This window comes from Sphingomonas sp. SORGH_AS_0789 (assembly GCF_031453055.1).
Lineage (GTDB): Bacteria > Pseudomonadota > Alphaproteobacteria > Sphingomonadales > Sphingomonadaceae > Sphingomonas.
The window spans coordinates 2,158,693-2,183,581 of the sequence record NZ_JAVIYV010000001.1 but is presented as its reverse complement, the minus strand read 5'-3'; the positions used below and the strand labels follow the sequence as shown (position 1 = coordinate 2,183,581).

22 protein-coding genes and 1 riboswitch are annotated in these 24,889 nt (G+C 69.9%); of the genes, 11 read left to right on the top strand and 11 right to left on the bottom strand.

Going from position 1 to position 24,889, the window contains the following annotated elements:
- Window positions 1–141 precede the first annotated feature (141 nt).
- On the top strand, window positions 142–972 hold the full coding sequence (locus QE360_RS10080; protein WP_405052581.1) for a bifunctional transcriptional activator/DNA repair enzyme AdaA: 831 nt from the start codon (window positions 142–144) through the stop codon (window positions 970–972).
- A gap of 3 nt (window positions 973–975) precedes the next feature.
- Here QE360_RS10080 and QE360_RS10075 read toward each other — a convergent pair whose 3' ends face one another.
- Window positions 976–2,532: a hypothetical protein gene (locus QE360_RS10075; protein WP_309701242.1), complete on the bottom strand. Its 1,557-nt coding sequence runs from the start codon at window positions 2,530–2,532 to the stop codon at window positions 976–978.
- A 92-nt stretch (window positions 2,533–2,624) separates the two neighbouring features.
- On the bottom strand, window positions 2,625–4,172 hold the full coding sequence (locus QE360_RS10070) for a trypsin-like peptidase domain-containing protein (RefSeq protein ID WP_309701239.1): 1,548 nt from the start codon (window positions 4,170–4,172) through the stop codon (window positions 2,625–2,627).
- A gap of 85 nt (window positions 4,173–4,257) precedes the next feature.
- Here QE360_RS10070 and QE360_RS10065 point away from each other — a divergent pair, with 85 nt between their 5' ends.
- A complete protein-coding gene (locus QE360_RS10065; RefSeq protein WP_309701237.1) occupies window positions 4,258–5,778 on the top strand; it encodes an ATPase, T2SS/T4P/T4SS family in 1,521 nt (506 codons plus the stop codon).
- Window positions 5,779–6,101: 323 nt separating this feature from the next.
- Complete coding sequence (locus QE360_RS10060; protein WP_309701234.1) at window positions 6,102–7,352, top strand: aspartyl protease family protein; 1,251 nt, start codon at window positions 6,102–6,104, stop codon at window positions 7,350–7,352.
- 4 nt (window positions 7,353–7,356) lie between these two features.
- Here QE360_RS10060 and QE360_RS10055 read toward each other — a convergent pair whose 3' ends face one another.
- From QE360_RS10055 to QE360_RS10030, 6 genes are all read right to left on the bottom strand, one after another.
- The gene (locus tag QE360_RS10055) at window positions 7,357–7,629 is read right to left on the bottom strand and encodes a 3TM-type holin (RefSeq protein WP_309696974.1); all 273 of its coding nucleotides are present in this window, start codon (window positions 7,627–7,629) and stop codon (window positions 7,357–7,359) included.
- Window positions 7,626–8,219 (bottom strand): glycosyl hydrolase 108 family protein, encoded by a 594-nt coding sequence (locus tag QE360_RS10050; protein WP_309701232.1) that lies wholly within the window; start codon window positions 8,217–8,219, stop codon window positions 7,626–7,628. Before QE360_RS10050 ends, QE360_RS10055 begins: the two co-directional genes overlap by 4 nt.
- A gap of 25 nt (window positions 8,220–8,244) precedes the next feature.
- Entirely contained in the window at window positions 8,245–9,150 is a 906-nt protein-coding gene (locus tag QE360_RS10045; RefSeq protein ID WP_309701230.1) for an ROK family protein, read from the bottom strand.
- A gap of 107 nt (window positions 9,151–9,257) precedes the next feature.
- Window positions 9,258–10,247: an SDR family oxidoreductase gene (locus QE360_RS10040; RefSeq protein WP_309701228.1), complete on the bottom strand. Its 990-nt coding sequence runs from the start codon at window positions 10,245–10,247 to the stop codon at window positions 9,258–9,260.
- Between the two features lie 83 nt (window positions 10,248–10,330).
- Window positions 10,331–11,128 carry a phosphatase PAP2 family protein gene (locus tag QE360_RS10035; RefSeq protein ID WP_309696983.1) on the bottom strand — a complete coding sequence of 266 codons (798 nt, stop codon included), beginning with the start codon at window positions 11,126–11,128 and terminating at the stop codon, window positions 10,331–10,333.
- A 38-nt stretch (window positions 11,129–11,166) separates the two neighbouring features.
- Window positions 11,167–11,613 (bottom strand): MerC domain-containing protein, encoded by a 447-nt coding sequence (locus tag QE360_RS10030; protein ID WP_309701226.1) that lies wholly within the window; start codon window positions 11,611–11,613, stop codon window positions 11,167–11,169.
- A 142-nt stretch (window positions 11,614–11,755) separates the two neighbouring features.
- On the opposite strand from QE360_RS10030, the gene QE360_RS10025 reads away from it, so the two are divergent.
- The 6 genes from QE360_RS10025 to cobS all read left to right on the top strand — a co-directional run bounded on the left by QE360_RS10025 (window position 11,756) and on the right by cobS (window position 20,286).
- The gene (locus QE360_RS10025) at window positions 11,756–14,893 is read left to right on the top strand and encodes a glycoside hydrolase family 2 TIM barrel-domain containing protein (RefSeq protein WP_309701223.1); all 3,138 of its coding nucleotides are present in this window, start codon (window positions 11,756–11,758) and stop codon (window positions 14,891–14,893) included.
- On the top strand, window positions 14,890–17,157 hold the full coding sequence (locus QE360_RS10020; RefSeq protein ID WP_309701222.1) for a DPP IV N-terminal domain-containing protein: 2,268 nt from the start codon (window positions 14,890–14,892) through the stop codon (window positions 17,155–17,157). Before QE360_RS10025 ends, QE360_RS10020 begins: the two co-directional genes overlap by 4 nt.
- 171 nt (window positions 17,158–17,328) lie before the next feature.
- Window positions 17,329–17,513, top strand: a riboswitch (cobalamin riboswitch).
- A 91-nt stretch (window positions 17,514–17,604) separates the two neighbouring features.
- Window positions 17,605–18,012, top strand: a complete 408-nt coding sequence (locus QE360_RS10015; protein ID WP_309701220.1) for a DUF1636 domain-containing protein — start codon at window positions 17,605–17,607, stop codon at window positions 18,010–18,012.
- Complete coding sequence (gene cobT / locus QE360_RS10010) at window positions 18,009–19,019, top strand: nicotinate-nucleotide--dimethylbenzimidazole phosphoribosyltransferase (RefSeq protein WP_309701218.1); 1,011 nt, start codon at window positions 18,009–18,011, stop codon at window positions 19,017–19,019. Before QE360_RS10015 ends, cobT begins: the two co-directional genes overlap by 4 nt.
- The gene (locus QE360_RS10005) at window positions 19,016–19,573 is read left to right on the top strand and encodes a histidine phosphatase family protein (protein WP_309701216.1); all 558 of its coding nucleotides are present in this window, start codon (window positions 19,016–19,018) and stop codon (window positions 19,571–19,573) included. Before cobT ends, QE360_RS10005 begins: the two co-directional genes overlap by 4 nt.
- A complete protein-coding gene (gene cobS, locus QE360_RS10000; protein WP_309701214.1) occupies window positions 19,570–20,286 on the top strand; it encodes an adenosylcobinamide-GDP ribazoletransferase in 717 nt (238 codons plus the stop codon). The genes QE360_RS10005 and cobS overlap by 4 nt, the downstream gene beginning before the upstream one ends.
- Here cobS and QE360_RS09995 read toward each other — a convergent pair.
- Genes QE360_RS09995 through QE360_RS09985 form a run of 3 tightly spaced genes read right to left on the bottom strand, consistent with a single transcriptional unit; the run spans window position 20,271 to window position 23,633 of the window.
- The gene (locus QE360_RS09995; RefSeq protein ID WP_309701212.1) at window positions 20,271–21,725 is read right to left on the bottom strand and encodes a cobyric acid synthase; all 1,455 of its coding nucleotides are present in this window, start codon (window positions 21,723–21,725) and stop codon (window positions 20,271–20,273) included. The genes cobS and QE360_RS09995 overlap by 16 nt on opposite strands.
- The gene (gene cbiB / locus QE360_RS09990) at window positions 21,713–22,651 is read right to left on the bottom strand and encodes an adenosylcobinamide-phosphate synthase CbiB (RefSeq protein ID WP_309701211.1); all 939 of its coding nucleotides are present in this window, start codon (window positions 22,649–22,651) and stop codon (window positions 21,713–21,715) included. The genes QE360_RS09995 and cbiB overlap by 13 nt, the downstream gene beginning before the upstream one ends.
- Window positions 22,644–23,633, bottom strand: coding sequence for an aminotransferase class I/II-fold pyridoxal phosphate-dependent enzyme (locus QE360_RS09985; protein WP_309701209.1), 990 nt, complete (start codon window positions 23,631–23,633; stop codon window positions 22,644–22,646). The genes cbiB and QE360_RS09985 overlap by 8 nt, the downstream gene beginning before the upstream one ends.
- Window positions 23,634–23,660: 27 nt before the next feature.
- Here QE360_RS09985 and cobU point away from each other — a divergent pair, with 27 nt between their 5' ends.
- Both cobU and cobO read left to right on the top strand, forming a co-directional pair.
- Complete coding sequence (gene cobU, locus QE360_RS09980) at window positions 23,661–24,185, top strand: bifunctional adenosylcobinamide kinase/adenosylcobinamide-phosphate guanylyltransferase (RefSeq protein WP_309701208.1); 525 nt, start codon at window positions 23,661–23,663, stop codon at window positions 24,183–24,185.
- Entirely contained in the window at window positions 24,185–24,784 is a 600-nt protein-coding gene (gene cobO / locus QE360_RS09975) for a cob(I)yrinic acid a,c-diamide adenosyltransferase (protein WP_405052679.1), read from the top strand. The genes cobU and cobO overlap by 1 nt, the downstream gene beginning before the upstream one ends.
- The last annotated feature ends 105 nt before the right edge of the window (window positions 24,785–24,889 follow it).

Below are 24,889 nucleotides of genomic sequence, written 5' to 3'. Positions count from 1 at the left end.
GATGCAAGCTGCGTGGCGCATCTTGTGACAGGATGGTGACGCAAGTTTAACGGCTTTGGGCGCAAGCCGTGGGATGTATGCCACAGCGGCGCTGCTATCATGCCCCCGTCCCCAGGCCGGGGATCGTCGGAAGCCGTTGAAATGACTGACTTGCCACGCCTTTTCGATGCGGATGCCGCCTGGGATGCCTTTTGCCGCAGGGACCGGCGGGCGGACGGGCAGTTCGTCGTCGCGGTCCAGACCACCGGCATCTATTGCCGCCCCAGCTGCGCCGCGCGGCGACCCCGGCGCGAACACGTCCGCTTCCACGCCGATAGCGCCTCGGCGCGGGCGGCGGGCTATCGCGCGTGCCTGCGCTGCCTGCCCGACGACGTCGCGCGCGACAGGCAGGCGGTGGCCGAGGCGGTCGCCATAATCGAGGCCATGGAGGGCACCCCCGCGCTGAACGACCTGGCGGCGCGGGTCGGCTATGCGCCGCATCATTTCCACCGGCTGTTCCGGCGCGCGACCGGGGTGACGCCCGCCGCCTATGCCCGCGCGTTGCGCACCGACCGCGCCGCGAGGGCGCTGGCGAGCGGATCGAGCGTGACGCACGCCGTGTATGAGGCGGGCTATGCCGGGCCGAGCCGATTCTATGCCGACAGCGAACAGCGGCTGGGCATGGCGCCCGGCCAGTGGCGGCGCGGCGGCGAGGGCGTGACGATCGAATGGGCGGTGGTCGATTCCCCGCTGGGCGCGCTGCTCGTAGCGGTCACGCCGCGCGGGGTGGCGCGGATCGCCTTTGAGGGGGACGCGGCGGGCCTGTGCCAATCCCTCCCCTCCGCCACGATCCGCCCGGCGGAGGGGGCGACCCGTGATCGCCTCGCCAGCGCCGTCGCCGCCGCCACCCCGCCCGACCCGCTGCTCGCCGAACCCGCGCGGCGCACCGCCTTCATCGCAGCGGTCGCGGGCGCATGGCGGACCGGCGGCTAAGGCCTATTCGCCGGGCGATTGCCCCGACATGGCGCCCAGCGCCTTGCGCACCGCATCGCTATTGCCCGCGTCGAGCAGCGTCAGCAGTTGCGCCGCCGGATTGTCGGGCGGCATATGCGGGTCGAAGGCGAGCGGGCGCAGCAGGCCCTTCGCCGTATCGATATGGTTGGCGCCGATCTCATGCGCCGCCAGCGTGAAGCGCAGCCCCTTGTCCTGCGGCACCAGCTGGAAGGCACGCTCCAGCCCGAGAACGGCGGACTCGCGCGGCTTTTCGCCCGCCATCACGAAGCTGCGATAGAATATCGCCAGCGGCTCGGCGGCATTGGGATCGGCGCGATTGGCGCGGACGATCCAGCTGCGCGCCTCCCCCCAGCGCTTCGGATCCTTGCTATGTTCGGCCTGGGCGCGGCGCAGATGGATCAGCCCCTTGTAGAGCAGCGCCTGTTGCGACTTGGCGTCGACCGCCAGCGCGCGGTCCGCCGCCGCCTCGGCCGCCGCATCCTCGCCCGCGTCATAGGCCATTTCGGCGAACCAGCCCTGCGCCATCGCATCCTGCGGATAGGAGGCCGCGAGCGATGCGGCGCGGTCATAGACCTGCCGCGCGCTGGTCTGGTCGACGCCGCGATCCGACCGCATCCGCAGCTCGATCAGCGCCTGTTCGCCGGGGCTCAGCACGCGCACCGCGACCTGCGGCTTGGGCAGCCGGTCATAGGGGATCAGCATCCCCGGTATCCGGCTCTTGCGCAGATAGCTCTCCAGCTCCCGGTCGAGCTGCTTGAGCGAGCCATAGGCCTGGTCGCCCGCCGCGATACTGGGCGTGCCGGTGTTGAGCAACGTCAGATAGCGGTTGAACTTCGCCTTCTGGGCCGGGTCGAACATCAGCAAATGGGTCAGCAGCCAGCCGCGACCATAGACCTGATCCAGCTCGGCGGGCCCCAGCTTGCGGCGCGACGAATCGAACAGCGTCTCGATCGGCAGCTTGCTGCTGTCGAGCAGGCCATAGGCGCGGTGCTGCGCCGCGACGCCGACCATCACCCCGTCGCGATCGAACCGCGCCGTGCTGGCGAACTCGGAAAAGCCCTCCGAGAACCAGGCGGGATAGGCGACGGTCGAATTGCCGAACAGGAAATGATGGCCATATTCGTGGAACAGCACGATCTGCGGCTGGAGCGCATTGGGGCCGTCGCCATCGCCCCGGATCGGGGTGAACGCCACCGAGCCCGAGGCGCGCGGCTGGTAGAAGCCGGCGACATGATCGCCGTCCTTGCCGTACAGCCGCCGGATCGCCGCCACATTGGCCACGGCATAGACGGTGACGGGGTTGCTCTCCTGCCCGTCGACCTCGGGCAGATGGTAGAAATAGCGCAGCACGCCGTCGAACTGCTCCAGCCGCGTCGCCATCGCGCGGATCGCGTCCTCGGACATGTTGCCATAGATGACGAAATGCCGGGCGCGCGCCTCGCGCCATTCGGCCTGTGCCGGACTGCCCAGAAACGCCGTGCAGACCATCATCAGCGCCGCCGCCATCCAGCGACGCGCGCGCATTCCCCCCAGGATCATCCCCGGCCCTCCCAAGCCGCTTCAGCCAAGGCCCCTTCTCACCGCAAGGGGGGATCGAGGCAAGCCCCATAGGGCCTTGCCCCCGGACTTTGTCAGGTCGAGCGGCAGCTATAGACCAGCTTCTCGTTGGGAAGCGGCGGCAGTTGCTGGCGGATCTGCGCCTGTTCGCTCTGCAGCCGCTGGAGCGCCGCATCGTCGCGGGTGCAGGCGTGCGGGGTGGCGGGCTGGCGCAGCTTGCGGATCGCCTCCATCGTCGCGGCGGGCAGCAGATAGCGGGTCTGGGTATAGCGGCGCGTGACGGGATCGAAGCGCGCGACGGTCACCGTCTGCTCGTCATCGGGGACCAGGATACGCTGCCAGCCGCCCTCGCCTTCCAGGAACTGGACGTTGCGGTCGGCGCAGCCGTCCGCGCCCCAGTCCAGCCGCGCCTCGGCGGTGGAGGATATGGTGATTCGGCTGTGATCGGGCTCCAGGGTGCAGATCAGCGCGCCCAGCGCCTTGCCCGGCGGCGACGCGCTGGGCGTCGTCGTCATTTCGGGCGGCAGCGCGATCTCGCCGGAGGGGCGCAGCAGGAACACGACCACTGCCGCGACGATCGCGGCCCCGCCTGCCGACACGGTCCAGATGGCGGGCCGCCGCCGACCGCGCGATTCGAGCAGCCCCGCCGCGCCGATGCCCAGCGCGCCGCCGACCAGCAGCAGCGCGGCGACCGCCATGACATTCTCCCGCGACCGCTCGGCCTGGGCGCGGGCGGTGGCCAGCGCCGCCTCGCGACGGATCGCGGCGGTGTTGGCGGCCTCGCGACGGGCGGCGGCGGCATCGGCGATCGCGCGCGCATCCGCCGCGCTGTCCTCGCGCAGCCGCTCCTCGATCGAGGTGCAGGGCATGCCGACCGCGGTATAAGGCTGCTTGGCGGCGCGGAGGAATGCCATCAGCTCGGTATCGGCGATCGCGAAGCCGAAGGTCGAATCGCCGTCGTCCGCGCGCGTCAGCGCCGAGTTCACCCCGATCACCCGCCCGCAAGGGTCGAGCAGCGGACCGCCCGAATTGCCGCGCGCGATGCTGGCGGTGTGGAGCAGCACCTCGATCCCGGTCAGCGCGCGGCGGCCCGAGGCGACACCCTGCGACCGGACGGGCGACAGCGGGCGGATATAGTCGGCGGCCGACTGCGCGGTCGCCAGGTCGACATTGCCTGGATAGCCGAGCGCGATGACCTGATCCCCCTCGGTCACCGGGCCGGTGAACAGCGCCACGGTCGGCAGCTTGGCCTCGCTGACCTCGATCAGCGCCAGGTCGCGGTGCGCGTCATAGGCGATGACCCGGCCCTGATAGGATTTGCTGCCCTCGGACGGCACGACGCCGATCACGACATTGTCGGGATAGCGCTCGGCGAGTTCGACGACATGCGCGTTGGTGACGATCCGGTTGGGTGCGACCGCAAAGCCCGAGCCATGGCCGAACCCCGCCACCTGGTCGTCGACCATCGCGATGGTGACGACTCGCACCACCCCGCGCGCGGTCGCGGCGATGTCGTCCGCCCCGGCGGCGACGGGCATCAGTCCCAGCACGGCCAGCATCAGCGGCAGGAAACGGGCGAGGACGAACCGGCTCAACATGTCCTGCGCGCCATATCCCGCCATTTCCATGCCCCGCAACCGGGATCGGTTAGGCTTATGGTAAATCTTGCCATTTACCCCTGCCCGCCATGTCATGGGGAATTGCGGGATGAGTGCGTTCGGTCGCCGTCACGGTCTGGGAAGCGGGCAAGCGGGCCGTCCCGCCTTCGGCGTCGCGCGGCCGATGCACGGCCCCGGCCCGGCCGCCCGCGCAGATGGCGATTCGGCGGCCGCCGGGCAGCCGCTGTCCCCGCCCCCCTTTGCCGAGGGCCCCCGCGCCGCACCCGCCACCGCCGCCGATGCGATGCAGCGGCTGGCCGAACGCCAGGCCGCCCCGGTCGACGGCACCGCCGCGCGCGGCGAGGGCTTCGAGGCGTCGATCCACCGGATCAAGGAACAGGTGCTCCCCCGCCTGCTCGAACGCGTCGATCCCGAGGCCGCCGCGACGCTGGGCAAGGACGAGCTGGCCGAGGAATTCCGCCCGATCATCGGCGAGGTGCTGGCCGAGCTGAAGCTGACGCTCAACCGGCGCGAACAATTCGCGCTGGAAAAGGTGCTGGTCGACGAACTGCTCGGCCTGGGGCCGCTCGAGGAATTGCTGGCCGATGCCGACATCACCGACATCATGGTCAACGGCCCCGAGCAGACCTATGTCGAGCGCAAGGGTCGGCTGGAGCTCGCCCCCATCCGCTTTCGCGACGAGGAGCATCTGTTCCAGGTCGCGCAGCGCATCGTCAACTCGGTCGGCCGCCGCGTCGACCAGACCACGCCGCTGGCCGATGCCCGCCTGAAGGACGGCAGCCGCGTCAACGTCATCGTGCCGCCGCTGTCCCTGCGCGGCACCGCCATCTCGATCCGCAAATTCTCCGCCAAGCCGATCACCATCGACATGATGGCGGCGGGCGGATCGATGAGCCAGGACATGGCGACCCTGTTGAAGATCGCGGGCGCATGCCGGTTCAACATCGTCATTTCGGGCGGCACCGGATCGGGCAAGACGACGATGCTCAACGCCTTGTCCAAGATGATCGACCCCGGCGAGCGCGTGCTGACCATCGAGGACGCCGCCGAGCTTCGCCTGCAACAGCCGCACTGGCTGCCGCTGGAGACGCGTCCCGCCAATCTGGAGGGCCAGGGCGAGATCTCGATTCGCGACCTGGTGAAGAACGCGCTGCGCATGCGGCCCGACCGGATCATCCTGGGCGAAATCCGCGGGAGCGAATGTTTCGACATGCTGGCCGCGATGAATACCGGCCATGACGGGTCGATGTGCACGCTCCACTCCAATTCCCCGCGCGAGGCGCTGGCCCGCATGGAGAATATGGTGATGATGTCGGACATCAAGGTGCCCAAGGACGCGATCAGCCGCCAGATCGCCGACTCGGTCGATCTGGTCATCCAGGTCAAGCGCCTGCGCGACGGCAGCCGCCGCGTGACCAACATCACCGAGGTGATCGGCATGGAAGGCCCGGTGATCGTGACCCAGGAGCTGTTCGCCTTCGCCTATCTGGACGAGGGCACCGACGGCAAGATCATCGGCGAGTTCCGCTCGGCGGGCCTGCGCCCCTATACGCTGGAAAAGGCCAAGCAGTACGGTTTTGACGAGGCGCTGCTGGAGGCATGCCTCTAACGTCGAGCGACATTCAGCGATGCCTTTCTGTCCCTCGCCCCTCGCAGAGGGGAGAGGGTTGCGCAGACTTGGCCTTTGCGAAAGCAAAGGCTTAGTCGGAGCTGGGTGAGGGGTGGCGCTCGCTTGGCGAGCGCGCGAGCCTTTGGGCTCGCTCAACCCCTCACCCAAGCTGCGCTAGCCAGCAGGCTGGCAAGCTTCGCTAACCCTCTCCCCTGTCCAGGGGAGAGGAGAAGACGCAATCGTGAATGGCGATCCGACCTAACACCGGGCGCACGCGATTTCCCGCGCGCGCAGCTTCGGGCTGGGCTAGGCGTTGGGGCACGATGCCTCGCCTCTTCTATCTGCTCCCCGTCCCGTTCCTGCTGGCCGCCGCGATGGCGGTCCCCCGTGCCGATCAGGCTTCCAGGCCCGCCACGCCCGGTGCCGGGGCGGACGATATCGTCGCCGCCGCCGCGCGCGATCCGGGGGTCCAGACCCTGGCCCCCGATGCCGAGCAACGCTGGATCCCCTTTCAGCTGACCCCCGGCAACCAGATCCGCTTCGCCATGACGATCGACGGGCAGCGTGTCTCGGCGATCCTCGACACCGGGGTCAGCTTCACCCTGTTGTCCAAGAGTTCACCCGTCGCCGCCAAGGCCAAAGTGCGCCCCGGCGGAGAGGCCAGCGCGATCGGCGGCGCGGTGGCGGTCGGATGGATGCCGACGCGCACCCTGGCGCTGGGCGGTCTGACCCGCAGGGGCGGCGGCGTCGTGGTCGCGCCGCTGCCCGCGCTGGCGACCGGGGATGCGACGCCGGTCGACCTGCTGGTCGGGCGCGACCTGCTGGCCGCCCATGCGCTCGACATCGACTATGGTGCCAAGCGCTTCCGCCTGATCCCCTCGGGCCGGATGCCCTTTACCGGGGCGACGGCGCCGCTGACCGTCTCGACCGAGCGGCGCGTCTATGAAAGCGCGGTCGGCCTGGGGGCGGCCAAGCTGTCGCCAGTGATCGTGGATACGGGGGACGGATCATCGCTGACCGTGACCCAGGCGGGATGGCGCGCGGCGCGGCTGTCCACGCTGCCGACGACGACCGCGATCGGCTTCGGGCTGGCGGGGGCCAGCATCAACGATCTGGCGATCGTCCCCACGGTCCGGCTGGGCACGCTCACCGCGCATGAGGTCGAGGTGCGGATCGAGCCCGCGCAGGGGTTCAGCGAATCGGTCGGCGCGGCAGGACGGATCGGGTCGGGCTTTCTCCAGCGTTACCGCGTCCTGCTCGATCCCGGCGCGGGGCGGATGATCCTGTCGCCCGGCCCCGATGCGGACAAGCCCATGCTGCGCTCGACGGCGGGGCTGTTGATGGGCGTGGCGGGCGACCGGCTGCGCGTGCTGCACGTCATGCGCGGCGGCCCGGCGGCGAAGACCGGCTGGCGCGACGGCGACACCATCTGCGCCATCGACGGACAGCCGATCCCCAAGGATTATGTCGACAGCCCGCTCGCCCGCTGGACGGTCGGCAAGCCCGGCACCGTCGTCCGCCTGCGCACCTGCGACGGGCAGGACCGCTCGCTGACGCTGGCGCGCTTCTATTGAGCCGTCATCGCCGCTTTCCCCATTCGCGCGCCACCGTATAGCCCAGATAGCCGGTGCCGAAGAGCGCATAGAGCGGCTCGGGTATGGCGGCGAGATATTGCGCCATGCCCCGGATCATCGCCGCCGCCATGCCGGGCCGCAGACCGGCGAGCAGCCCCATCGGGATGCTCCACAGCAGCAGCGCGTACATGACATAGAGGAAGGTCGGCCGCGCCCGGCGGGTCCAGGCATCGCCGCCCTCCCCCGCCGCATCGTCGATGCCGTCGCCGCCGGTCACGACAGCCGGTCCGCGAGCCAGCCGTACAGGAACGCCTCATTGGCGGGCCGCCGTTCGGCGAGCGTCAGATAGCGTTCGCCCTGCAACGCCTCGACCGCCTTCAGCAGCACGGTCTCGCCCGCCGCCCCGCGATGGCGCAGGAACGCCGCCAGCGCGGCCAGCGTGGCGGGGCCGATCCGCCCATCGGGCACCAGGTCGGGATAGTCGCGCCCGCCGCGGTTCAGGGCGGTCAGCGCGCGTTGCAGGAACCCGGCCGCCACCCCCGGCCCCATGTTGACGCCGGTGTCGAACAGCTCCTCGGCCAGCGTCGGGGCCAGCGCGCCCACCCGGTCGAGCCCCGGCGCGGTCCAATAGAGCCGCCGATAGATCGCCTCCGCCCGCGCCAGCGGCAGGCGGCGCATCGGCCCGGTATAGCCGTCGGCGCGCGCGACCGTCTCGGTGATGCCGAACCGCGTCGCGCCGCCCCGGTCGGCGGGGTGATCGCTGTAATCGCCCTCGCGCGCGATCACCTGTGCGATCAGCGCATCGACCCCCGCCGTCTTGTTCCCCTGTCCCATATCGCCCTCCCATGACAGGAAGGAAAGAACCATATCGGTTCGCTGTAGGACAGGGATTTTACGCCTGGGGCAGGACGCTGCGCGCCAGGGCCAGCGTGCCCAGCGGCCCCGCCTGGTCGCCCAGCTGCGCATGGACGATCCGGTTGGCGACCTGTGCGGCATCGACGAAGGGCAGATAGCCCGACAGCTTCTCGACCGTGGCGGCCCGCACCATGTCGAGCAGGTGCGGCTGGCCCACGCCCACGCCGCCGCCGATCACGATCCGCCCGCAGGCCAGCGTCAGGAACAGCCCGGCAAAGCTCTCCGCCAGCGCATCGGCGACGAAGCCCCAGGCGGGATCGTCCGCCGCCAGCTCCTGGGCGGGCTTGCCCGTGCGCGCGGCGATGGCGGGACCCGCCACCAGCCCTTCCAGGCAGTCGCCGTGGAACGGACACGAGCCCGCAAAGGTGTCGCCCGGCACCCGGCGGACGCGGACATGGCCCGCCTCGGGGTGCATCCGGCCCGACACCGGCTGGCCGTTGACGATGATGCCCATGCCGACGCCGGTGCCGATGGTGACATAGACATGGTCGGACAGGCCACGCGCCGCGCCCCACTGCCCCTCGGCCAGCGCCGCGCCGGTCACGTCGGTATGGATCGCGACGCGATCGCCAAAGCCCTCGGCCAGCGCGCCCGCCACGTCCGCCCCCGCCCAGCCCGGCTTGGGGGTGGCGAGCATATGGCCATAGTCCATGCCGGTCTTGTCCAACGCGATCGGGCCGAAGCTGCCGATGCCCAGCGCCTCGGGCCGATATTCGTCGCGCCATTCGGCCAGACGCTGGCGCAGCGCGGCCAGCGTGACGGCGGGCGTGGTCGTCGGCAACCGTTCGGATACCAGAATGTCCCGTCCGCGCCCGATCAGTACAATCGATTTCGTACCGCCAAGCTCGACCCCCGCGACGATCCGATCCTGTGCCTCGGTCATTCCATTCTCCCGCCAGACTCTTATTCGCTAAGATGTGCGCGCCTGCGCGAAACCGCGCGTCGCGGTCAAGAGCGAGGCTGCAAAAAGCCTGGCGGGAACGGGACGGTTCAGCCCACGCCGGTGCCGCCCGAGGCGCCAAACACCTGCCCCGTGGCATAGCTTTGTTCGGGCGCGGCCAGCGTCACATAGGTCGCCGCCAGCTCGGCGGGCTGGCCCGGTCGGCCCAGCGGCGTATCCTCGCCAAAGCTCGCCACCTTGTCGGTCGGCTGCCCGCCCGAGGGCTGGAGCGGGGTCCAGAACGGACCCGGCGCGACCGCGTTCACCCGGATGCCCTTGGGGCCGAGCTGCTTGGCCAGCGACTTGGCGAAGGCGACATTGGCCGCCTTGGTCTGGGCATAGTCGAACAGATTGCCCGAGGGCTGGAAGGCCTGGACCGAGGCGGTGATGATGATCGCCGATCCAGGCTTCAGATGCGGCAGCGCCGCCTTGGTGATCCAGAAGGGCGCATAGATATTGGTCTTCATCGTCCAGTCGAACGCCGCCTCGTCCAGATCGGCGAGGTCCTCGACCGATTGCTGGCGCCCGGCATTGTTGACCAATATGTCCAGCCCGCCCAGCTCGCGCACCGCATTGGCGACCAGCTTGCGGCAAAAGGCGGGATCGCGAATGTCGCCGGGGATGGCCACGCCATTGCGCCCCTCGGCCCGGATCAGCGCGATGACCTCGCGCGCGTCCGATTCCTCGGCGGGCAGATAGTTGATCGCGACATCGGCGCCTTCGCGCGCATAGGCGATGGCGGCGGCGCGCCCGATCCCCGAATCGCCGCCGGTGATCAGCGCCTTGCGCCCCGACAGCCGCCCCGAGCCGCGATAGCTCTTCTCGCCATGATCGGGCAGCGGCTGCATCTTGCTGGCAAGGCCGGGCCAGGCCTGGGGTTGGCGGGGAAAGGGCGGCCTGGGGTAACGGTTGACCGGGTCCTGCACGGTGTTGACCGGCGTGGTGGCGGGGCCGGTGGCCTGCGCCGCGACCGCAGGGGCCGCGACGGCCGCCGCCGCTCCGCCCAGCACATCGCGCCGCGATGCCGAAATCTTGTCCATAATCCCGTTCCTTGCCGAAAAGCCGCCCGCCCCACCCGAACAGGTGCGGCGGATGACAGTTCCGTCATGAAACGGGTTACGGGTCAGAAGATCGGTTGCGCGACCAGCGCCGCCTCCTGCCGACAGGCGGCCGCGTCCGGGCGCGGCGTCGCCGGGTTCCGGCGCAGCGCGTCGATCTCGGCCCGCGCGGCGGCCAGGTCATGCTGGAAGGCGGGGCTCTGCGACAGCGCGGTCAGCGTCACGGTGGCGGACAGCCGTCCGCCCTCGACCGCGCTGGCATTGTGCGCGCCGCAGACGATCCGGCTTTCGCCAAAGGCCCGCCCGCGCGCCAGGATCGGCGTCGCGCGGTCGGGCGCGATCTCGGCCAGCAGCATCGCCCAGGTCCATCCCGCCGTGGTGTGGCCCGAGGGATAGTCATAGCTGCCCTTGAGCTCGGATGCGGGCTGGCAGACCGGACCCCGGTCGATCAGATAGGGGCGCTGCCGTTTGTAATAACGCTTGGCGATCCCCGTCGCGCGCGCGGTGTCGGAGCCGACCGCGTCGATCAGCCGGATCGTCACCGGGGCGTTCTGCGGGGTCAGCGCGATGCCCAGCGCGCAGGAGAAGTCATGCGCCATGTCCGCATCGTCCAGCTTCACGTCGTTGGTCGCCAGCGCCCAGCGCGGCGTGCCGACCAGCTTGCGCGTCTGGCGGAAGATCGCCCGGTCGGCCTTGCCACGCGCATCGTCCGGCCTGGGCGCGGGCGGCAGGATCGCGAGCAGGTCGAACCCGCCCGCGGGCAGATAGTGCGGCGGCTCGTCCCCCTCGCGCACTTCGGCCAGCGCGGCGGTGCCCATCAGGGCCAGGACCAGACAGGATGCGACGAACTTCGATTTGGACACGGCGTCCCCCACTCACGGCTCGGGTTGAAGAAATCGGGTTACAGCGCGGTCAGCAACCGCATGTTGGTGGCATGGAGATTGGCGATATGCGCCAGCGCCAGCGTGATACCGCCACCGACGGTCAGGATCGTGCCGATCAGCATATGGTCGAGCATCACCCCGAACATCAGCAGGAGCAGACCGCTCGCGCCGGCCAGCAGCGGGCCGACCACGCGATGCTGCCGCCATCCCCGGATCAGTGCGAAGCTGCTCAACGGGACCGCGATGGCCAGCATGACGAGATGGAACGCCTCGCCGGTATCGGTCCACTGGGCGAGCGCAGGCAGAAAGGCGGCCAGCACGGGCAGGAACAGGCAATGGATCAGGCACAGGGTCGATGCCGAGATGGCCAGACGGTCCACGCCCCAGCCGCCGCGATGATGCGGCGCTCCTTCCGGCATGGCGGCCAGCGCCGCTTCATCGCCATCGTTGCGTTCGGTCATCATCCGGGCCTTTCCCATTCGCCCCCCGGCGGCGGCTAATGATATCTTGTATCATGGATGGCAAGCGTTAAATCCGACGACCATGCCTTTAAATTGTATTCCGTATAATCTAGCATGGCGTGGTTTCAGAGGAGAAGGATGGGATATGGCGACGAAGCGACTGGCCCTGTGGGCAAGCCTGTCGGCCATGATGGCGAGCAGCGCGCTGGCGCAAACCCCGGCTCCCCAACCCGTCCAACCCGTCCCGCCCCGCCCCGATTGGGAGAATCCCGCGATCGACCGGATCGGCGCGGAGCCGATGCACAGCAGTTTCGCCGGGTTCGAGACGCGGTCGGCGGCGCTGGCGGGCGATGTCGCCCGGTCGCGCTATCACCTGTCGCTCGACGGGACGTGGAAGGTCCACATGTCGCCCAATCCCGAGGCGCGCCCGATCGGCTTCGAGGACCCGGCGCGCGACGTATCGAGCTGGCACGACGTGGCGGTCCCCGGCATCCTCCAGGCGCAGGGGCTGAGCCGTCCGGTCTTCGTCGGCAGCGGCTATCCCTTTCCGCGCAACGAACCCCTTATCGAGCACCGGCTGAACGAGGTCGCGTCCTATCGCCGCGACTTCACCGTTCCGGCGCATTTCGCCGGACGCCGCCTGCTCCTCAACATCGGCGCGGCGGGGGCGGCCTATTATCTCTGGGTCAACGGCCAGAAGATCGGCTATTCGGAGGATTCCAAGCTCCCGGCCGAATTCGACATCAGCCGCGCTGCCCGGCCGGGCCGGAACACCATCGCGATCGAACTCTACCGTCATTCGGACGGCAGCTACCTCGAGGATCAGGATTTCTGGCGGGTCAACGGGATCGAACGCTCGATCACCCTCTATGCCGCGCCGCAGACGCATATCCGCGATCTGGCGATCGACGCCGGGCTGACCCATGACTATCGCGACGGGACGCTGTCGGCCGCGATCGACCTGGCGGGCGCGGCGCAGGCGACCTCGGTGCGCGCCACGCTGCTCGACGGCAAGCGGGTCGTGCTGACCCGGACCGCGACGCCGACCGGCACGACCGCGACGATCGTCGCCGAGGTTCCGGCGGTGAAGACGTGGAGCGCCGAGGACCCCAATCTCTACACGCTGCTGGTCGAACTGCTCGACTCGAAGGGCAAGCTGATTGAGGCGACCAGCCGCCACATCGGCTTCCGCACCGTCGAGGTCGCGGGCGGCGAGGTGCGGGTCAACGGCAAGCGGATCATGATCCGCGGCGTCAACCGGCACGAGCATGACCCGCACACCTTCCGCGTCGTGTCCGAAGAGACGATGCGCAAGGATATCGAGCTGATGAAGGCCGCCAATATCAACGCGGTCCGCACCTCGCACTATCCCAACGACCCGCGCTGGTACGACCTGGCCGACGAATATGGCCTGTACGTGATGGACGAGGCCGATATCGAGAGCCACGGTTACTTGAGCCTCACCCAGGAAAAGGGCGATCCGACGCTGAACCTGGGCCACAAGCCCGAATGGGCGGCGGCGCATCTCGACCGGGTGCAGCGGATGGTCGAGCGCGATCGCAACCACCCCTCGATCATCTTCTGGTCGCTGGGCAATGAAAGCGGCGTCGGCCCCAATTTCGAGGCGGCGGCGAAATGGATCCGCCAACACGACAAGACCCGGCTGATCAACTTCCTGGGTTACAGCATGAGCGGCTGGCGGCATCCGACCAATGCCTATGTCGACATCTTCGCGCCCATGTACGACGATGTCGAGAAGCTGGCCGACTATGCCCAGCGCCCCGAATTCACCCAGCCGCTGATCCTGTGCGAATATGCCCATGCGATGGGCAACAGCCTGGGCGACTTCCAGGGCTATTGGGACGTATTCCGCAAATATCCCAAGCTCCAGGGCGGCTTCGTCTGGGACTGGGTCGACCAGACGATGATCCGACACGACAAGGACGGCCGCCCCTATTGGGGCCAGGGTCTGGACTATGATCCCGATCCCAAGGATGCCGGGCTGCACGGCGACGACAGCCCGGTCGGCGATGGCGTGATCCAGTCGGACCGGACCCCCGACCCCGAATATTACGAGATGGCGCATGTCCAGTCGCCGATCAGCTTCACCCACAAGGACGGCGGGTGGCAGGTGGTCAACCGCCACGACCATATCGACCTGTCGCGCTTCACGCTGGACTGGACGGTGCTGGAGAATGGCGTCGAGACGGCCCGCGGCAGCATCGCCACCCCGTCCGTGGCGGCGGGGGCCAGTGCGCCCCTGTCCTTCGCCCTGCCCGCGCCCAGGGATGCCTCGGCCGAGCGTTCGCTGATCCTGCGCGCCCGGACCAGGGCGGGGGCGATCCCGCCGCTGCCTGCGGGCCATGTCGTCGGCTGGGACCAGTTCGCGCTGACCGGCCCGGTCTTCGCCGCCATACCCGCCGGGTCGGTCGCGCCGCAGGAAAGCGCCGATGCGATGACGCTGGCGGCGGGCGATGCCGTGCTGGAGATCGACCGGACGACCGGGCTCGTCCGCCGTTATGCGCGGGGCGGCAAGACGCTGCTGACCGGCGGCACCCCCGATTTCACCCGCGCGCCGACCGACAATGACGTGGGCGCGGGCGTGCCCAAGAGCCATGCGATGTGGCAATATTTCTCCGAGCATCGCCGCCTCGACGCGATCCGGCGCGAGGGCGATGCCATCGTCGTGGATCACGACATGGGCGTCGGATCGATCAAGATGCAGACCCGCTGGACCATGGCGCCGGACGGCAATGCGACGGCGACCGTCCGCTTCACGCCGCTGCGCGCGACGCTGCCCGATCCCTTGCGCGTCGGCCTCGCCTTCGCGACGCCGGGGCAGCAATTCACCCAGCTCAGCTGGTTCGGGCGCGGCCCGTGGGAAAGCTATGCCGACCGCAAGACCGGCGCGATGATCGCCCGCTGGAGCGGGGCGCTGGCCGACCAGTATCACGACTATGCCCGGCCGCAGGAGAGCGGCAACAAGACCGATGTGCGCTGGCTGCAACTCACCGGCACCGGCGTCGGGCTCCGTGTGACGGGGGCGCAGCCGCTTTCGGTCAACGCCCTGCCCTTCCCCTATGCCGACTTGGCGATGAAGCCGCCGTCCCAGGCGCACAGCTCGGACATCCGCCCGCATGGCGACGGCACGCTGCTGATCGACGCCGCGCAGGTCGGGGTCGGCGGGGACACCGGCTGGAGCCTCGATGGCCGGGCGCACATGCCGTACCGCATTCCGCTCCAGCCCCTGACCTACAGCTTCACCATCGGAGCGGCCCGTTGAAGACCCTGCTGACGCTTTCGCTGTTGCTCGCCGCCGGTCCGGTCGCCGCGCAGGGCGTGCCCGACCGTATCGCCAGCTCGCTGGCCCTTCGCGAGCAATGGCAATGGCTGACCCGCGACATCGCCTCCCCCGCCGCGTGGGACGCGGACGGACGGCATTTCCATTATCGCAAGACGGTGGCGGGCGGCTTCGCCTTCGTCGATGTGGACGCGACCAGCCGCGCCAAGGCCCCCGCCTTCGACGCCGCCGCGCTCGCCCCCGCATTGGCCAGGGTCATGGGCAAGTCGATTGCACCGCTCCGCCTGCCCTTCGATCATTTCGCCTATACGCCCGATCGTTCGGCGATCACCTTCAGCATCGGCTATGAGGACAGCGTCACCTATCGCTGCGTCCTCGCCCGGCCCGCCTGCACCGTCGTCCCGCCGGAAAACCCCGGCCGCCCGCGCGGCTTCGGCGTGGTGCGCGACCTGCGCGTGCCCGCCGACAACCATCCCCGCCTCTCGCCCGACGGCAGGCGGGAGGCGCTGGTCCTCGACGACAATCTGGTCGTGCGCGAGGCCGGGGGCGGCAAGGAATTGTGGCGGTCCCAGGACGGCAGCCCCGCCAATTTCTACGATCCCGAGACGATCGCCTGGAGCCCGGACGGCCAGCATATCGCGCTCCAGCGGGTCCGCCCCGGCTATCCCCGCATGGTCACCCGCGTCCTCGCCGCCCCGCCGGGCAAGGTCCAGCCAGAGGTCGTCCAGCAACTCTATCCCAAGCCCGGCGACGCGGTGGATCAGGAAGCGCCCGTCCTGTTCCGCGTCGCCGACGGCAGGCGGACCGAGATCGACCCGTCGCTGTTCGCAAATGCCTATACCCTGTCGGCCCCGGCCTGGCGGGCCGATGGCAAGAGCTTCGCCTTCGACGATCTGAAGCGCGGCTTTGGCGAGACGAAGATCATCGCGGTCGATGCCGACACCGGCAAGGCGCATGCCGCCGTGACCGAAACCGCGAAGACCTTCGTCTTTCGCGACCGCATCTGGTCGCACGATGTGAAGGATATGGGCCGCGAGATCCTCTGGGCGTCGGAACGGGACGGCTGGCGGCATCTCTATATGATCGACGGCACGACCGGCCGGATCGTTCGGCAGATCACCAAGGGCCAATGGATCGTCCGCGACATCGCCAAGGTCGATGACGAGAAGCGGCAGATCTGGTTCTCCGCGAGCGGCTTCGTGCCCGGCGAAGACCCTTATTACAAGCAATGGTTCCGGGTCGATTTCGACGGCCGCAACCTGACCCGGCTGACCCAGGAGAATGCGACGCACGAAGTCCGCTTCTCCCCCGACATGACGACCTATGTCGACGTCTATTCGCGCACCGACCTGCCGGAGACGATGGAACTGCACGACGCGCGCGACGGCCGCCTGATCCAGACGCTGGAAAAGGGCGACATCACCGCGCTGACCGCCGCCGGGTTCCGCCCGCCGGAGCGCTTCACCGCCAAGGGCCGCGACGGCCGGACCGATATCTACGGCCTGGTCGTCCGCCCGCGCGATTACGACCCGGCCAAACGCTATCCGGTGATCGAGAACATCTATGCCGGGCCGCATGACAGCTTCGTGCCCAAGGCCTTCTGGCCGTTCGGCGGCTTTTCGGGCGGCGACAAGGTCATGGGGATGCAGCAGCTCGCCGATCTGGGCTTCATCGTCGTGATGATCGACGGCATGGGCACCGCCAACCGTTCCAAGGCCTTTCACGACGTCGCGTGGAAGAACCTGGCCGATAGCGGTTTCCCCGACCGGATCGCCTGGATGAAGGCGCTGGCGGCGAAGGACCCCGCCGTCGATCTTTCCCGCGTCGGCATCTATGGCGGCTCGGCGGGCGGGCAGAGCACGCTGAACGCGCTGCTGTTCCACCCCGATTTCTACAAGGCCGGGGTCGCCTATGCCGGGTGTTTCGACAACCGCATGGACAAGATCGACTGGAACGAACAATGGCTCGGCTATCCGGTCGACCAGAGCTATCTGGACGCCTCGGGCGTGGTCCATGCGCACCAGTTGCGGGGCAAGCTGATGCTGGTCGTCGGCGAACAGGACTCCAATGTCGATCCCGCCAGCACGACCCAGGTGGTCGATGCGCTGATCAAGGCGGACAAGGATTTCGACCTGCTGGTCATCCCCGGCGGCGAGCATACGGCCGGGCGCAGCACCGGCCCGGTGGCCTATGCGATGCGGCGGCAATATGCCTTTTTCCTGAAGGCCTTGCGCGGGGAGGAATAGCACCCTTCCCTCAGCCACAATAGCACCACCCCGGCGAAGGCCGGGGTCCAGTTTCGGCGTTCCATCGGGCGCCCCACGAGCGACACGGCAACTGGGCCCCGGCCTCCGCCGGGGCGGACGGCGGGAGTTGGGAAGGGAATAGCGGTGTTGCCTCCCGCCCTCCCCGCGCCTATCGCTCCGCCCGCGACAGGTTCCCCTCGGGGATGAAAAGGGAATGGGGTGCAACGCCCCGGCTGCCCCTGCAACTGTAAGCGGCGAGCCATCCGCCATCACGCCATTGGGGTTCGCCCCCGAGAAGGCGGCGGACAGGCACCGACCCGCGAGCCAGGAGACCTGCCCGTCGCAGTCGTCTTTCGGCCGGTCAGGGTGTACCGGGCGGACGGGGCTATCCCCTCGCGCGACGACAGCGCCTTTGTGGAGACATGCCCCGATGACCGAGCCCTGTTCATGCTGAAACCCGCCGCGAACGGCCCCGCCGTGGTCGCCTGCAACACCTGTCGCCTGTCCGACGACGCGCGCGAGGACGCCGAAGGGCGGCGCGGCGGCGCGCTGCTGGTCGAGGCGTTGCACGCGGTGAAAGCCTCCGACCCGGCCTATGCGGACGTGGCGGTCGAGGAGATGCCCTGCCTCTTTGCCTGCCAGTCCTTCTGCACGGTCCATCTTCGCTGCCCCGGCAAGGTCGGCTATGTGATGGGCAAATTCGCCCCCGACGAAGAGGCCGCACGCGCGATCCTGGACTATGCGCGCGCCTACGCCGACAGCGACTGGGGACAGGTGCCGTACAAGCAATGGCCGCAAGGGGTGAAGGGCCATTTCCTGACCCGCACGCCGCCCGAGGGATTCATCGTCGAATGACCGCTTTCCCGACCATCGCCAGCTTCGAGACGACCCTGGCCGTGTTGCCCGCGCCGGACACCGGCGCGCGCGACGCCGCCGCGCGGCGGCAGGGGCAGCTGACCAAGCCGCCGGGCTCGCTCGGACGGCTGGAGGACATCGCGATCTTCCTGGCCGGATGGCAGGGACGCGAACGGCCCCGGATCGATCGTGGGCGCGCGGTGATCTTCGCGGGCAATCACGGCGTGGTCGCGCGCGGAGTCAGCGCCTTTCCGGCGGAGGTGACCGCACAGATGGTCGCCAATTTCGCCGCCGGGGGCGCCGCGATCAACGCGCTGGCCGCCGCCGCCGGGCTGGAGCTGTCGGTCGTGCCGCTCGACCTCGACCGGCCGACGGTCGACTTCACCACCGGCCCGGCGATGAGCGAGGCGGAATGCCTGGCCGCGCTGTCGGCGGGGGCGGCGGCGGTCGGCGATGCCGACCTGCTGGTGCTGGGCGAGATGGGGATCGGCAACACCACCCCCGCCGCCGCGCTGGCCGCCGCCAGTTTCGGGGGCGATCCCGCCGACTGGGTCGGTCCCGGCACCGGGGTGGATGCACGCGGCCTGTCGCGCAAGGCGACGGTGGTGGCCGAGGGGCTGGCGCTGCACCACGAGCATCTGACCAGCGCGTTCGAGCTGCTGCGCCGTCTGGGCGGGCGGGAGATCGCGGCGATGGCGGGGGCGATCCTGACGGCACGCACCCGCGGCGTGCCCGTGGTGCTGGACGGCTTCATCGGCACCGCCGCGATCGCGCCGCTGGCGCTGGTCAATCCCGCGATCACCGCCCATTGCCTGGCGGGCCATTGCTCGGCGGAGCCCGGCCATGTCCGGCTGCTCGACCGGCTGGACCTTGCGCCGATCCTGTCGCTGAACATGCGGCTGGGTGAAGCGAGTGGCGCGGCGGTGGCGGTCCAGGTCATCCGCGCGGCGCTGGCGGCGCATGACGGCATGGCGACCTTTGCCGAGGCGGGCGTGGCGAGCGCGTGAGCGCGTTTCGCCTGCATCTGCTTCGGCATGGCGAGCCCGAGGCGGCGGGGCGGATGCTGGGGCGGACCGACAGTCCGGCGACGGTCGAGGGCATCGCCGCCTGCGCCGCACGGGGACGCGATCTGGCCGTGACCCGGCGGATCAGCTCGAACCTGTCGCGCGCGCGCGCCTGTGCCGAGGCGATCGGGCCCGCCACGGTCGATCCCCGCTGGCGCGAACTGGATTTCGGCGACTGGGACGGGCTGGCGCCCGAAGCGATCGACCGGACCGCGCTCGGCCGGTTCTGGGACGATCCCGATGCCGCCCCTCCGCCGGGCGGGGAGCGCTGGTCCGATCTGGTCGCGCGCGTCGCGGCGGCGATCACCGAGCTGCCGCCCGAACCGACGCTGGTCGTCACCCATGGCGGCGCGATGCGCGCGGCGCTGCATATTCTGTGCGGGTTCGACCGCCGCGCCGTCTGGGCCTTTGCGCTGCCCTATGCCAGCCTGTTGACGCTGGAGGTGTGGGACGGCCGCCCCCGCGTGGCGCAGGTGACGGGTCTGGTCACGGCATGAAAGCGCTGATCCTCGCGCTCGGTTTCCTGACCCGCCTGCCCATGCCGCGCGTCGAGGCGGACGAGGCGGATTTCGCGGCGGCGATCCGGCTCTATCCGGTCGCCGGGCTGGTCGTCGGGGCGATCGTCGCGGGGGCGGCGTGGCTCGGCCAGCATATCGATCCCTGGGCGGGGGCGCTGGCGGGGCTGGCGGCCTGGGTCTGGGTGACGGGGGCGCTGCATCTCGACGGGCTGGCGGACCTGGCCGATGGGCTGGGCGCGGCGCATGGCGACCGGTCGCGGCTGCTGGCGGTGATGGCCGAGCCGCAGATCGGCAGCTTCGGCGTCGTGGCGCTCGTCATGCAGCTTCTCGCCAAGCTGGTGCTGCTCCACGCCATGCCCGCCCGCGCCTGGCCGATGCTCGCGCTGATCCCGGCGGCGGCGCGGGTCGGGCCGCTGGTCTGGGCGCGCGTCCTGCCGCCGTTGCGCCCCGGCGGGCTGGGGGCGATGGTGGCGCGCGCGGTGCGGCCGTTCGACATGATCGCCTGGCTGCTGGCGGCGGTCCTATTGGGTCTGGCCTGTCCGCCCATCGCCGTCACGCCGCTGCTGATCCTGCCGCTGTCGTTCTGGTTCCGGCGAAGGCTGGGCGGCGTGACCGGCGATGTGCACGGCGCCGGGATCGAGCTGACCGAGACCGGCCTGCTGATCGCCGCCCTCCTCTATCTGGCGTCCTGAGCGATCCGCAACAGCGTGTCGCAATCGACATGCGCCTCCAGCACGGCGGCGATGGCGTCGAGCGCGGCGTCCACATCGGCGCGGTGATCGGGGCCCGCCCCCGCCACGCCGATCCGCGCCAGCCACGCCGCGCGCTGCCCCGCCTCGCCCAGCAGGCCATGGACATAGCTGCCCGCGACCAGCCCGTCGGCGCTCATCGCACCCTCCGCCCGGCCATCGGCGAGGTGCCCGACCGGACGCGCGGCATCCGGCCCTTCAGTCCGGCCAAGGTGAATCTCATAACCGGAAAAGGCCGCGCCCAGCGCCTCGCCCGTTACCGGCCGCACCGTCTTTTCGCCGGTCAGCACCGTTTCGACATCCAGCAGCCCCAGCCCCGCGACGCTGCCCGCCGGGCCCTCGACGCCATCGGGATCGGCGACCCGCCGCCCGAGCATCTGATAGCCGCCGCACAGGCCCAGCACCGGCCGCCCGCGCCGACGGTGCGCGGCGATGTCGATATCCCACCCCTGCGCGCGGACGAAGGCCAGGTCGGCGATGGTCGTCTTCGATCCCGCCAGCACGATCATCGCGGCATCGGGAATGGGCTGGCCGGGGCGGACCATGACCAGATCGACCTGGGGTTCGAGGCGCAGCGGATCGAGATCGTCGAAATTGGCGATGCGCGGGGTGATCGGACAGGCGATGACCACCCGCCCCCCGGCCCCGGCGGCGGGCCGCTCCAGCGCCACCGCATCCTCGCTCGGCAGGCGGCGCGCGTCCGCCAGCCAGGGGATCAGCCCCAGCGAATGCCAGCCGGTATGCCCGGCGATCACCGCCATGCCATCGGCGAACAGCGCCGGGTCGCCGCGAAACTTGTTGACCAGAAAGCCCCGGATCATCGCGGCATCGGCCGGGTCGATCACCGCCCTGGTGCCGACCAGCGACGCGATCACCCCGCCCCGGTCAATGTCTCCGGCCAGCACCACCGGAACGTTCGCCGCGCGCGCAAAGCCCATATTGGCGATATCGCCGCTGCGCAGATTGACCTCTGCGGGCGAGCCCGCGCCCTCGACGATGACGAGGTCGCATTCCGCCTCCAACCGGCGATAGCATTCCACCACTTCGGGCAGCAGCCCGATCCGCCCCTCGCGCCACTTCGACGCGGGCAGCATCCCGCGCACCTGTCCGCGCACGATCAGTTGCGAGGTGCGATCGCCCTGCGGCTTGAGCAGCACCGGGTTCATGTCGACATGCGGTTCGACCCGCGCCGCCATCGCCTGGGTCGCCTGCGCCCGGCCGATCTCGCCACCTTGCGGCGTGGCGGCGGCATTGTTGCTCATATTCTGCGGCTTGAACGGGCGGACGGTCAGCCCGCGATTGGCGAAGACCCGGCACAGCCCCGCCACCAGCACCGACTTGCCGACATCCGACCCGGTGCCCTGGATCATCACGCCAGCCATGCGACACCCCCCGCGACGATCCACAGCAACAGGCAGGCGCGGGCATAGATCTGCAAGCCCGTCACGATATCGGCGGGCGTCGCGCTGCGGCCGCCGCGCCCGATCCAGGGCTTGATCTGGGTCACCCCGTCATAGCTCACCGGCCCCGCCAGCGCGACGCCCAGTGCCCCCGCCATCGCCGCCTCGGGCCAGCCCGCATTGGGCGAGGCATGGACGCGCGCATCGCGCTTCATCACCGCCCAGCCGCCCGCGCCCGCCACACAGACCAGCACCCCGGCGATCCGCGCTGGTATCCAGTTCGCGCCGTCATCGATCCGTGCCGCCGCCCAGCCAAAGGCGCGCCAGCGCGGCTCCTTGTGCCCGATCATGCTGTCGGCGGTGTTGATCGCCTTATAGACCCAGACGCCCGGCAGGCCGAGCAGCAACAGCCAGAAGAGCGGCGCGACGATGCCGTCGCAGAAGCTCTCCGCCAGCGTCTCGATCGCGGCGCGCGACACGCCCGCCTGATCCAGCCTTTGGGTATCGCGCCCCACAACCCGCGCGACCGCCGAGCGAGCGGCGGGCAGGTCGCCGCGCATCAGTGCGTCGGCGACCGGGCGGACATGAAGATAGAGGCTGCGCTGCGCCAAGGCGGGCCAGGCGAGGACGGCACTGACGATCCAGCCCCAGCGTCCGAACAACAGGTGCGATTCCCGGTCCAGCCACCATGCCGCCGCGCCGGTCAGCGCGATCAGCGCCAGGATCGTCGCGACCCCCAGCGCCCGACGGGTCGCCTCAGACCGGTCGGGCCGGTTGCCATGCCGTTCGCAGATATGGAGGAACCGGGCAAAGCCACCCACCGGATGCCCAACCCGGGCATAGAGCCGATCGGGCCAGCCGATCGCGGCATCGAGCGCCAGCGCCACCAGCGCGATCGGATCAGCCATGACTCAACACCTTGTCCAGCCGCGCAAGCTCCGCGACCGAGGCGGGCACGCCGAAACGCAACCGCTCGGGCGCGTCGGCAAAGGGACGGACGAGAATCCCCGCCGCCGCCAGTCGGTGGAAAACAGACCCCGCATCGGGTGTCTCGACCATGCGGAACAGCGGACACGACCCCTTCGCGACCAGCCCATGCCGCGCCAGCACGGCATCGAGCGCCGCCGCGCGTTCGACCAGCGCAAGGCGGGTCGCCGCGATCCACGCGCGATCGGCATAGGCCGCGCCGCCCCAGACCATCGCATGGCTCGACACCGGCCAGTCGCCCAGCAGGTCGCGAAGCCGCGACAGCAGCGCGGGCGCGGCGATCACGAAGCCCAGCCGCACGCCCGCCAGCCCGAAGAACTTGCCGAACGAGCGCAGCACCACCACCCGCTCGCCGCCGGTGAAACCGGGATCCGGCATCGCATCGGCAAAGGCTTCGTCCAGGATCAGCCAGCCGCCCGCGCGCGCCTGCGCCTCGGCCAGCCGGGACAGCTTCTCGCCTGTATGAACCACCCCATCGGGGTTGTTGGGATTGGCGAGCAACAGGCTGCCCGACTGCCCCGCCCAGTTTTCCAGCGCGCCGTGATCGACTCGCGTCGTGGCGATCGCGCCGTGCGTGCCATAGCTGGGGCGAAGCGCCACGATCGGCTGGGGCATCCCGAGCAGGGGCAGCAGCCGCAACACCATCTCGCTGCCCGGCACCGCCGCGACGCGCTCGGCCGCGACCCCGAAATGTGCCGCTGCCAATGCCTCCAGTCGTGCGAGCGCGCCGCGATCGGGCAAGGGCCCCGCATCGACGTCCAGCCCCTCGGGCGGCGTCCAGGGAACCGGATTGATGCCGGTCGACAGGTCCAGCCACGGCGCAGGCGCGTTCGGGAACAGCGCCCTGGCCGCATCGATCCGGCCGCCATGATAGGTCAGCGCGGCCATTTCCGCTTGCGTCACAGCCCGGCTCCCGCGATGCGGACGGGCATGCGCACGCCCCGCACTATCCTCGTCCTCGGCGGTGCCCGATCGGGCAAGAGCCGCCATGCCCAGTCGCTGGCCGAGGCGATGACGCCGACCGGCTGCTTCATCGCGACGGCACAGGCCTGGGACGCGGAGATGCGCGACCGGATCGCGCGGCACCAGGCCGACCGCGATGCGCGCTGGACGACCGTGGAGGCGCCACTCGCGCTGCCCGAGGCCATGGCCGCGCATGGCCGTGCCGACCGGGTGCTGCTGGTCGACTGCCTGACCTTGTGGCTGACCAACCTGCTGCTGGGCGAGGCCGATCTGACGGCGGCGGGGGATGCGCTGGTCGCCGCCATCGCGGACGCGCCCGGCCCCGTCGTGCTGGTCAGCAACGAGGTCGGCTTCGGCATCGTCCCCGACAATGCGCTGGCCCGCCGCTTCCGCGATGCGCAAGGGTCGCTGAACCAGCGGCTGGCGCGGATCTGCGACGCGACCGACCTGGTGGTCGCCGGGCTGCCCCTTCGTCTTTCAGGAGAGAAATGATGCGAACCGACGCCGAACATGCCGAGCGCATGGCCAAGAAGAAGGTCGCGCAGGACAGGATGGTCGCCGCGCGCGACGTCGAAAAGGGGCTGGTCATCGTCCATACCGGCAAGGGCAAGGGCAAGACGACCGCCGCGCTGGGCATGGTGATCCGCGCGGTCGGCCACGGGATGCGCGTCGGCATGGTCCAGTTCGTCAAGGGCGCGATGACCACCGGTGAGGCGGCGGTGCTGGCGCGCTTTCCCGAGGTGGACTTCCACGCGATGGGCGAGGGCTTCACCTGGAACACCCAGGACCGCACCCGCGACATCGCCACCGCGCGCACCGCCTGGGACGAGGTGAAGCGGATGATCGCCGACCCGGCCTATGACCTGATCGTCGCGGACGAGCTGAACATCGTGTTGCGCTATGACTATCTGCCGGTCGACGAGGTGCTGGAGGTGCTGGCGACAAAGGGCGCGATGACCCATGTCGTCATCACGGGCCGCAACGCGCCCGAGGCGCTGATCGCGGCGGCCGACCTGGTGACCGACATGACGCAGGTGAAGCATCCCTTCCGCGAACAGGGCGTGAAGGCGCAAAAGGGGATCGAGTTCTGACCCCCTCCGCCCGGCAGAAGCTTGCGGCGAGGCAATCCGTTTTAAGCCCCTCCTCCCGGAAGGGGGGAGGGGTTTGGGGTGGGGGCCCGGCCACGCGCGACACAA

What these genes read in the sequence shown, in the direction of transcription:
- QE360_RS10080 (WP_405052581.1), top strand. Translation starts at nt 142, where the DNA reads ATGACTGACTTGCCACGCCTTTTCGATGCGGATGCCGCCTGGGATGCC.
- QE360_RS10050 (WP_309701232.1), bottom strand. Translation starts at nt 8,219, where the DNA reads ATGGTTCTTTCCTTCCTGTCATGGGAGGGCGATATGGGACAGGGGAAC.
- QE360_RS10060 (WP_309701234.1), top strand. Translation starts at nt 6,102, where the DNA reads ATGCCTCGCCTCTTCTATCTGCTCCCCGTCCCGTTCCTGCTGGCCGCC.
- QE360_RS10030 (WP_309701226.1), bottom strand. Translation starts at nt 11,613, where the DNA reads ATGATGACCGAACGCAACGATGGCGATGAAGCGGCGCTGGCCGCCATG.
- cobO (WP_405052679.1), top strand. Translation starts at nt 24,185, where the DNA reads ATGCGAACCGACGCCGAACATGCCGAGCGCATGGCCAAGAAGAAGGTC.
- QE360_RS10025 (WP_309701223.1), top strand. Translation starts at nt 11,756, where the DNA reads ATGGCGACGAAGCGACTGGCCCTGTGGGCAAGCCTGTCGGCCATGATG.
- QE360_RS10045 (WP_309701230.1), bottom strand. Translation starts at nt 9,150, where the DNA reads ATGACCGAGGCACAGGATCGGATCGTCGCGGGGGTCGAGCTTGGCGGT.
- QE360_RS09995 (WP_309701212.1), bottom strand. Translation starts at nt 21,725, where the DNA reads ATGGCTGGCGTGATGATCCAGGGCACCGGGTCGGATGTCGGCAAGTCG.
- cobT (WP_309701218.1), top strand. Translation starts at nt 18,009, where the DNA reads ATGACCGCTTTCCCGACCATCGCCAGCTTCGAGACGACCCTGGCCGTG.
- cobU (WP_309701208.1), top strand. Translation starts at nt 23,661, where the DNA reads ATGCGCACGCCCCGCACTATCCTCGTCCTCGGCGGTGCCCGATCGGGC.
- QE360_RS10015 (WP_309701220.1), top strand. Translation starts at nt 17,605, where the DNA reads ATGCTGAAACCCGCCGCGAACGGCCCCGCCGTGGTCGCCTGCAACACC.
- QE360_RS10075 (WP_309701242.1), bottom strand. Translation starts at nt 2,532, where the DNA reads ATGATCCTGGGGGGAATGCGCGCGCGTCGCTGGATGGCGGCGGCGCTG.
- cobS (WP_309701214.1), top strand. Translation starts at nt 19,570, where the DNA reads ATGAAAGCGCTGATCCTCGCGCTCGGTTTCCTGACCCGCCTGCCCATG.
- QE360_RS10065 (WP_309701237.1), top strand. Translation starts at nt 4,258, where the DNA reads ATGAGTGCGTTCGGTCGCCGTCACGGTCTGGGAAGCGGGCAAGCGGGC.
- QE360_RS10040 (WP_309701228.1), bottom strand. Translation starts at nt 10,247, where the DNA reads ATGGACAAGATTTCGGCATCGCGGCGCGATGTGCTGGGCGGAGCGGCG.
- cbiB (WP_309701211.1), bottom strand. Translation starts at nt 22,651, where the DNA reads ATGGCTGATCCGATCGCGCTGGTGGCGCTGGCGCTCGATGCCGCGATC.
- QE360_RS10070 (WP_309701239.1), bottom strand. Translation starts at nt 4,172, where the DNA reads ATGGCGGGATATGGCGCGCAGGACATGTTGAGCCGGTTCGTCCTCGCC.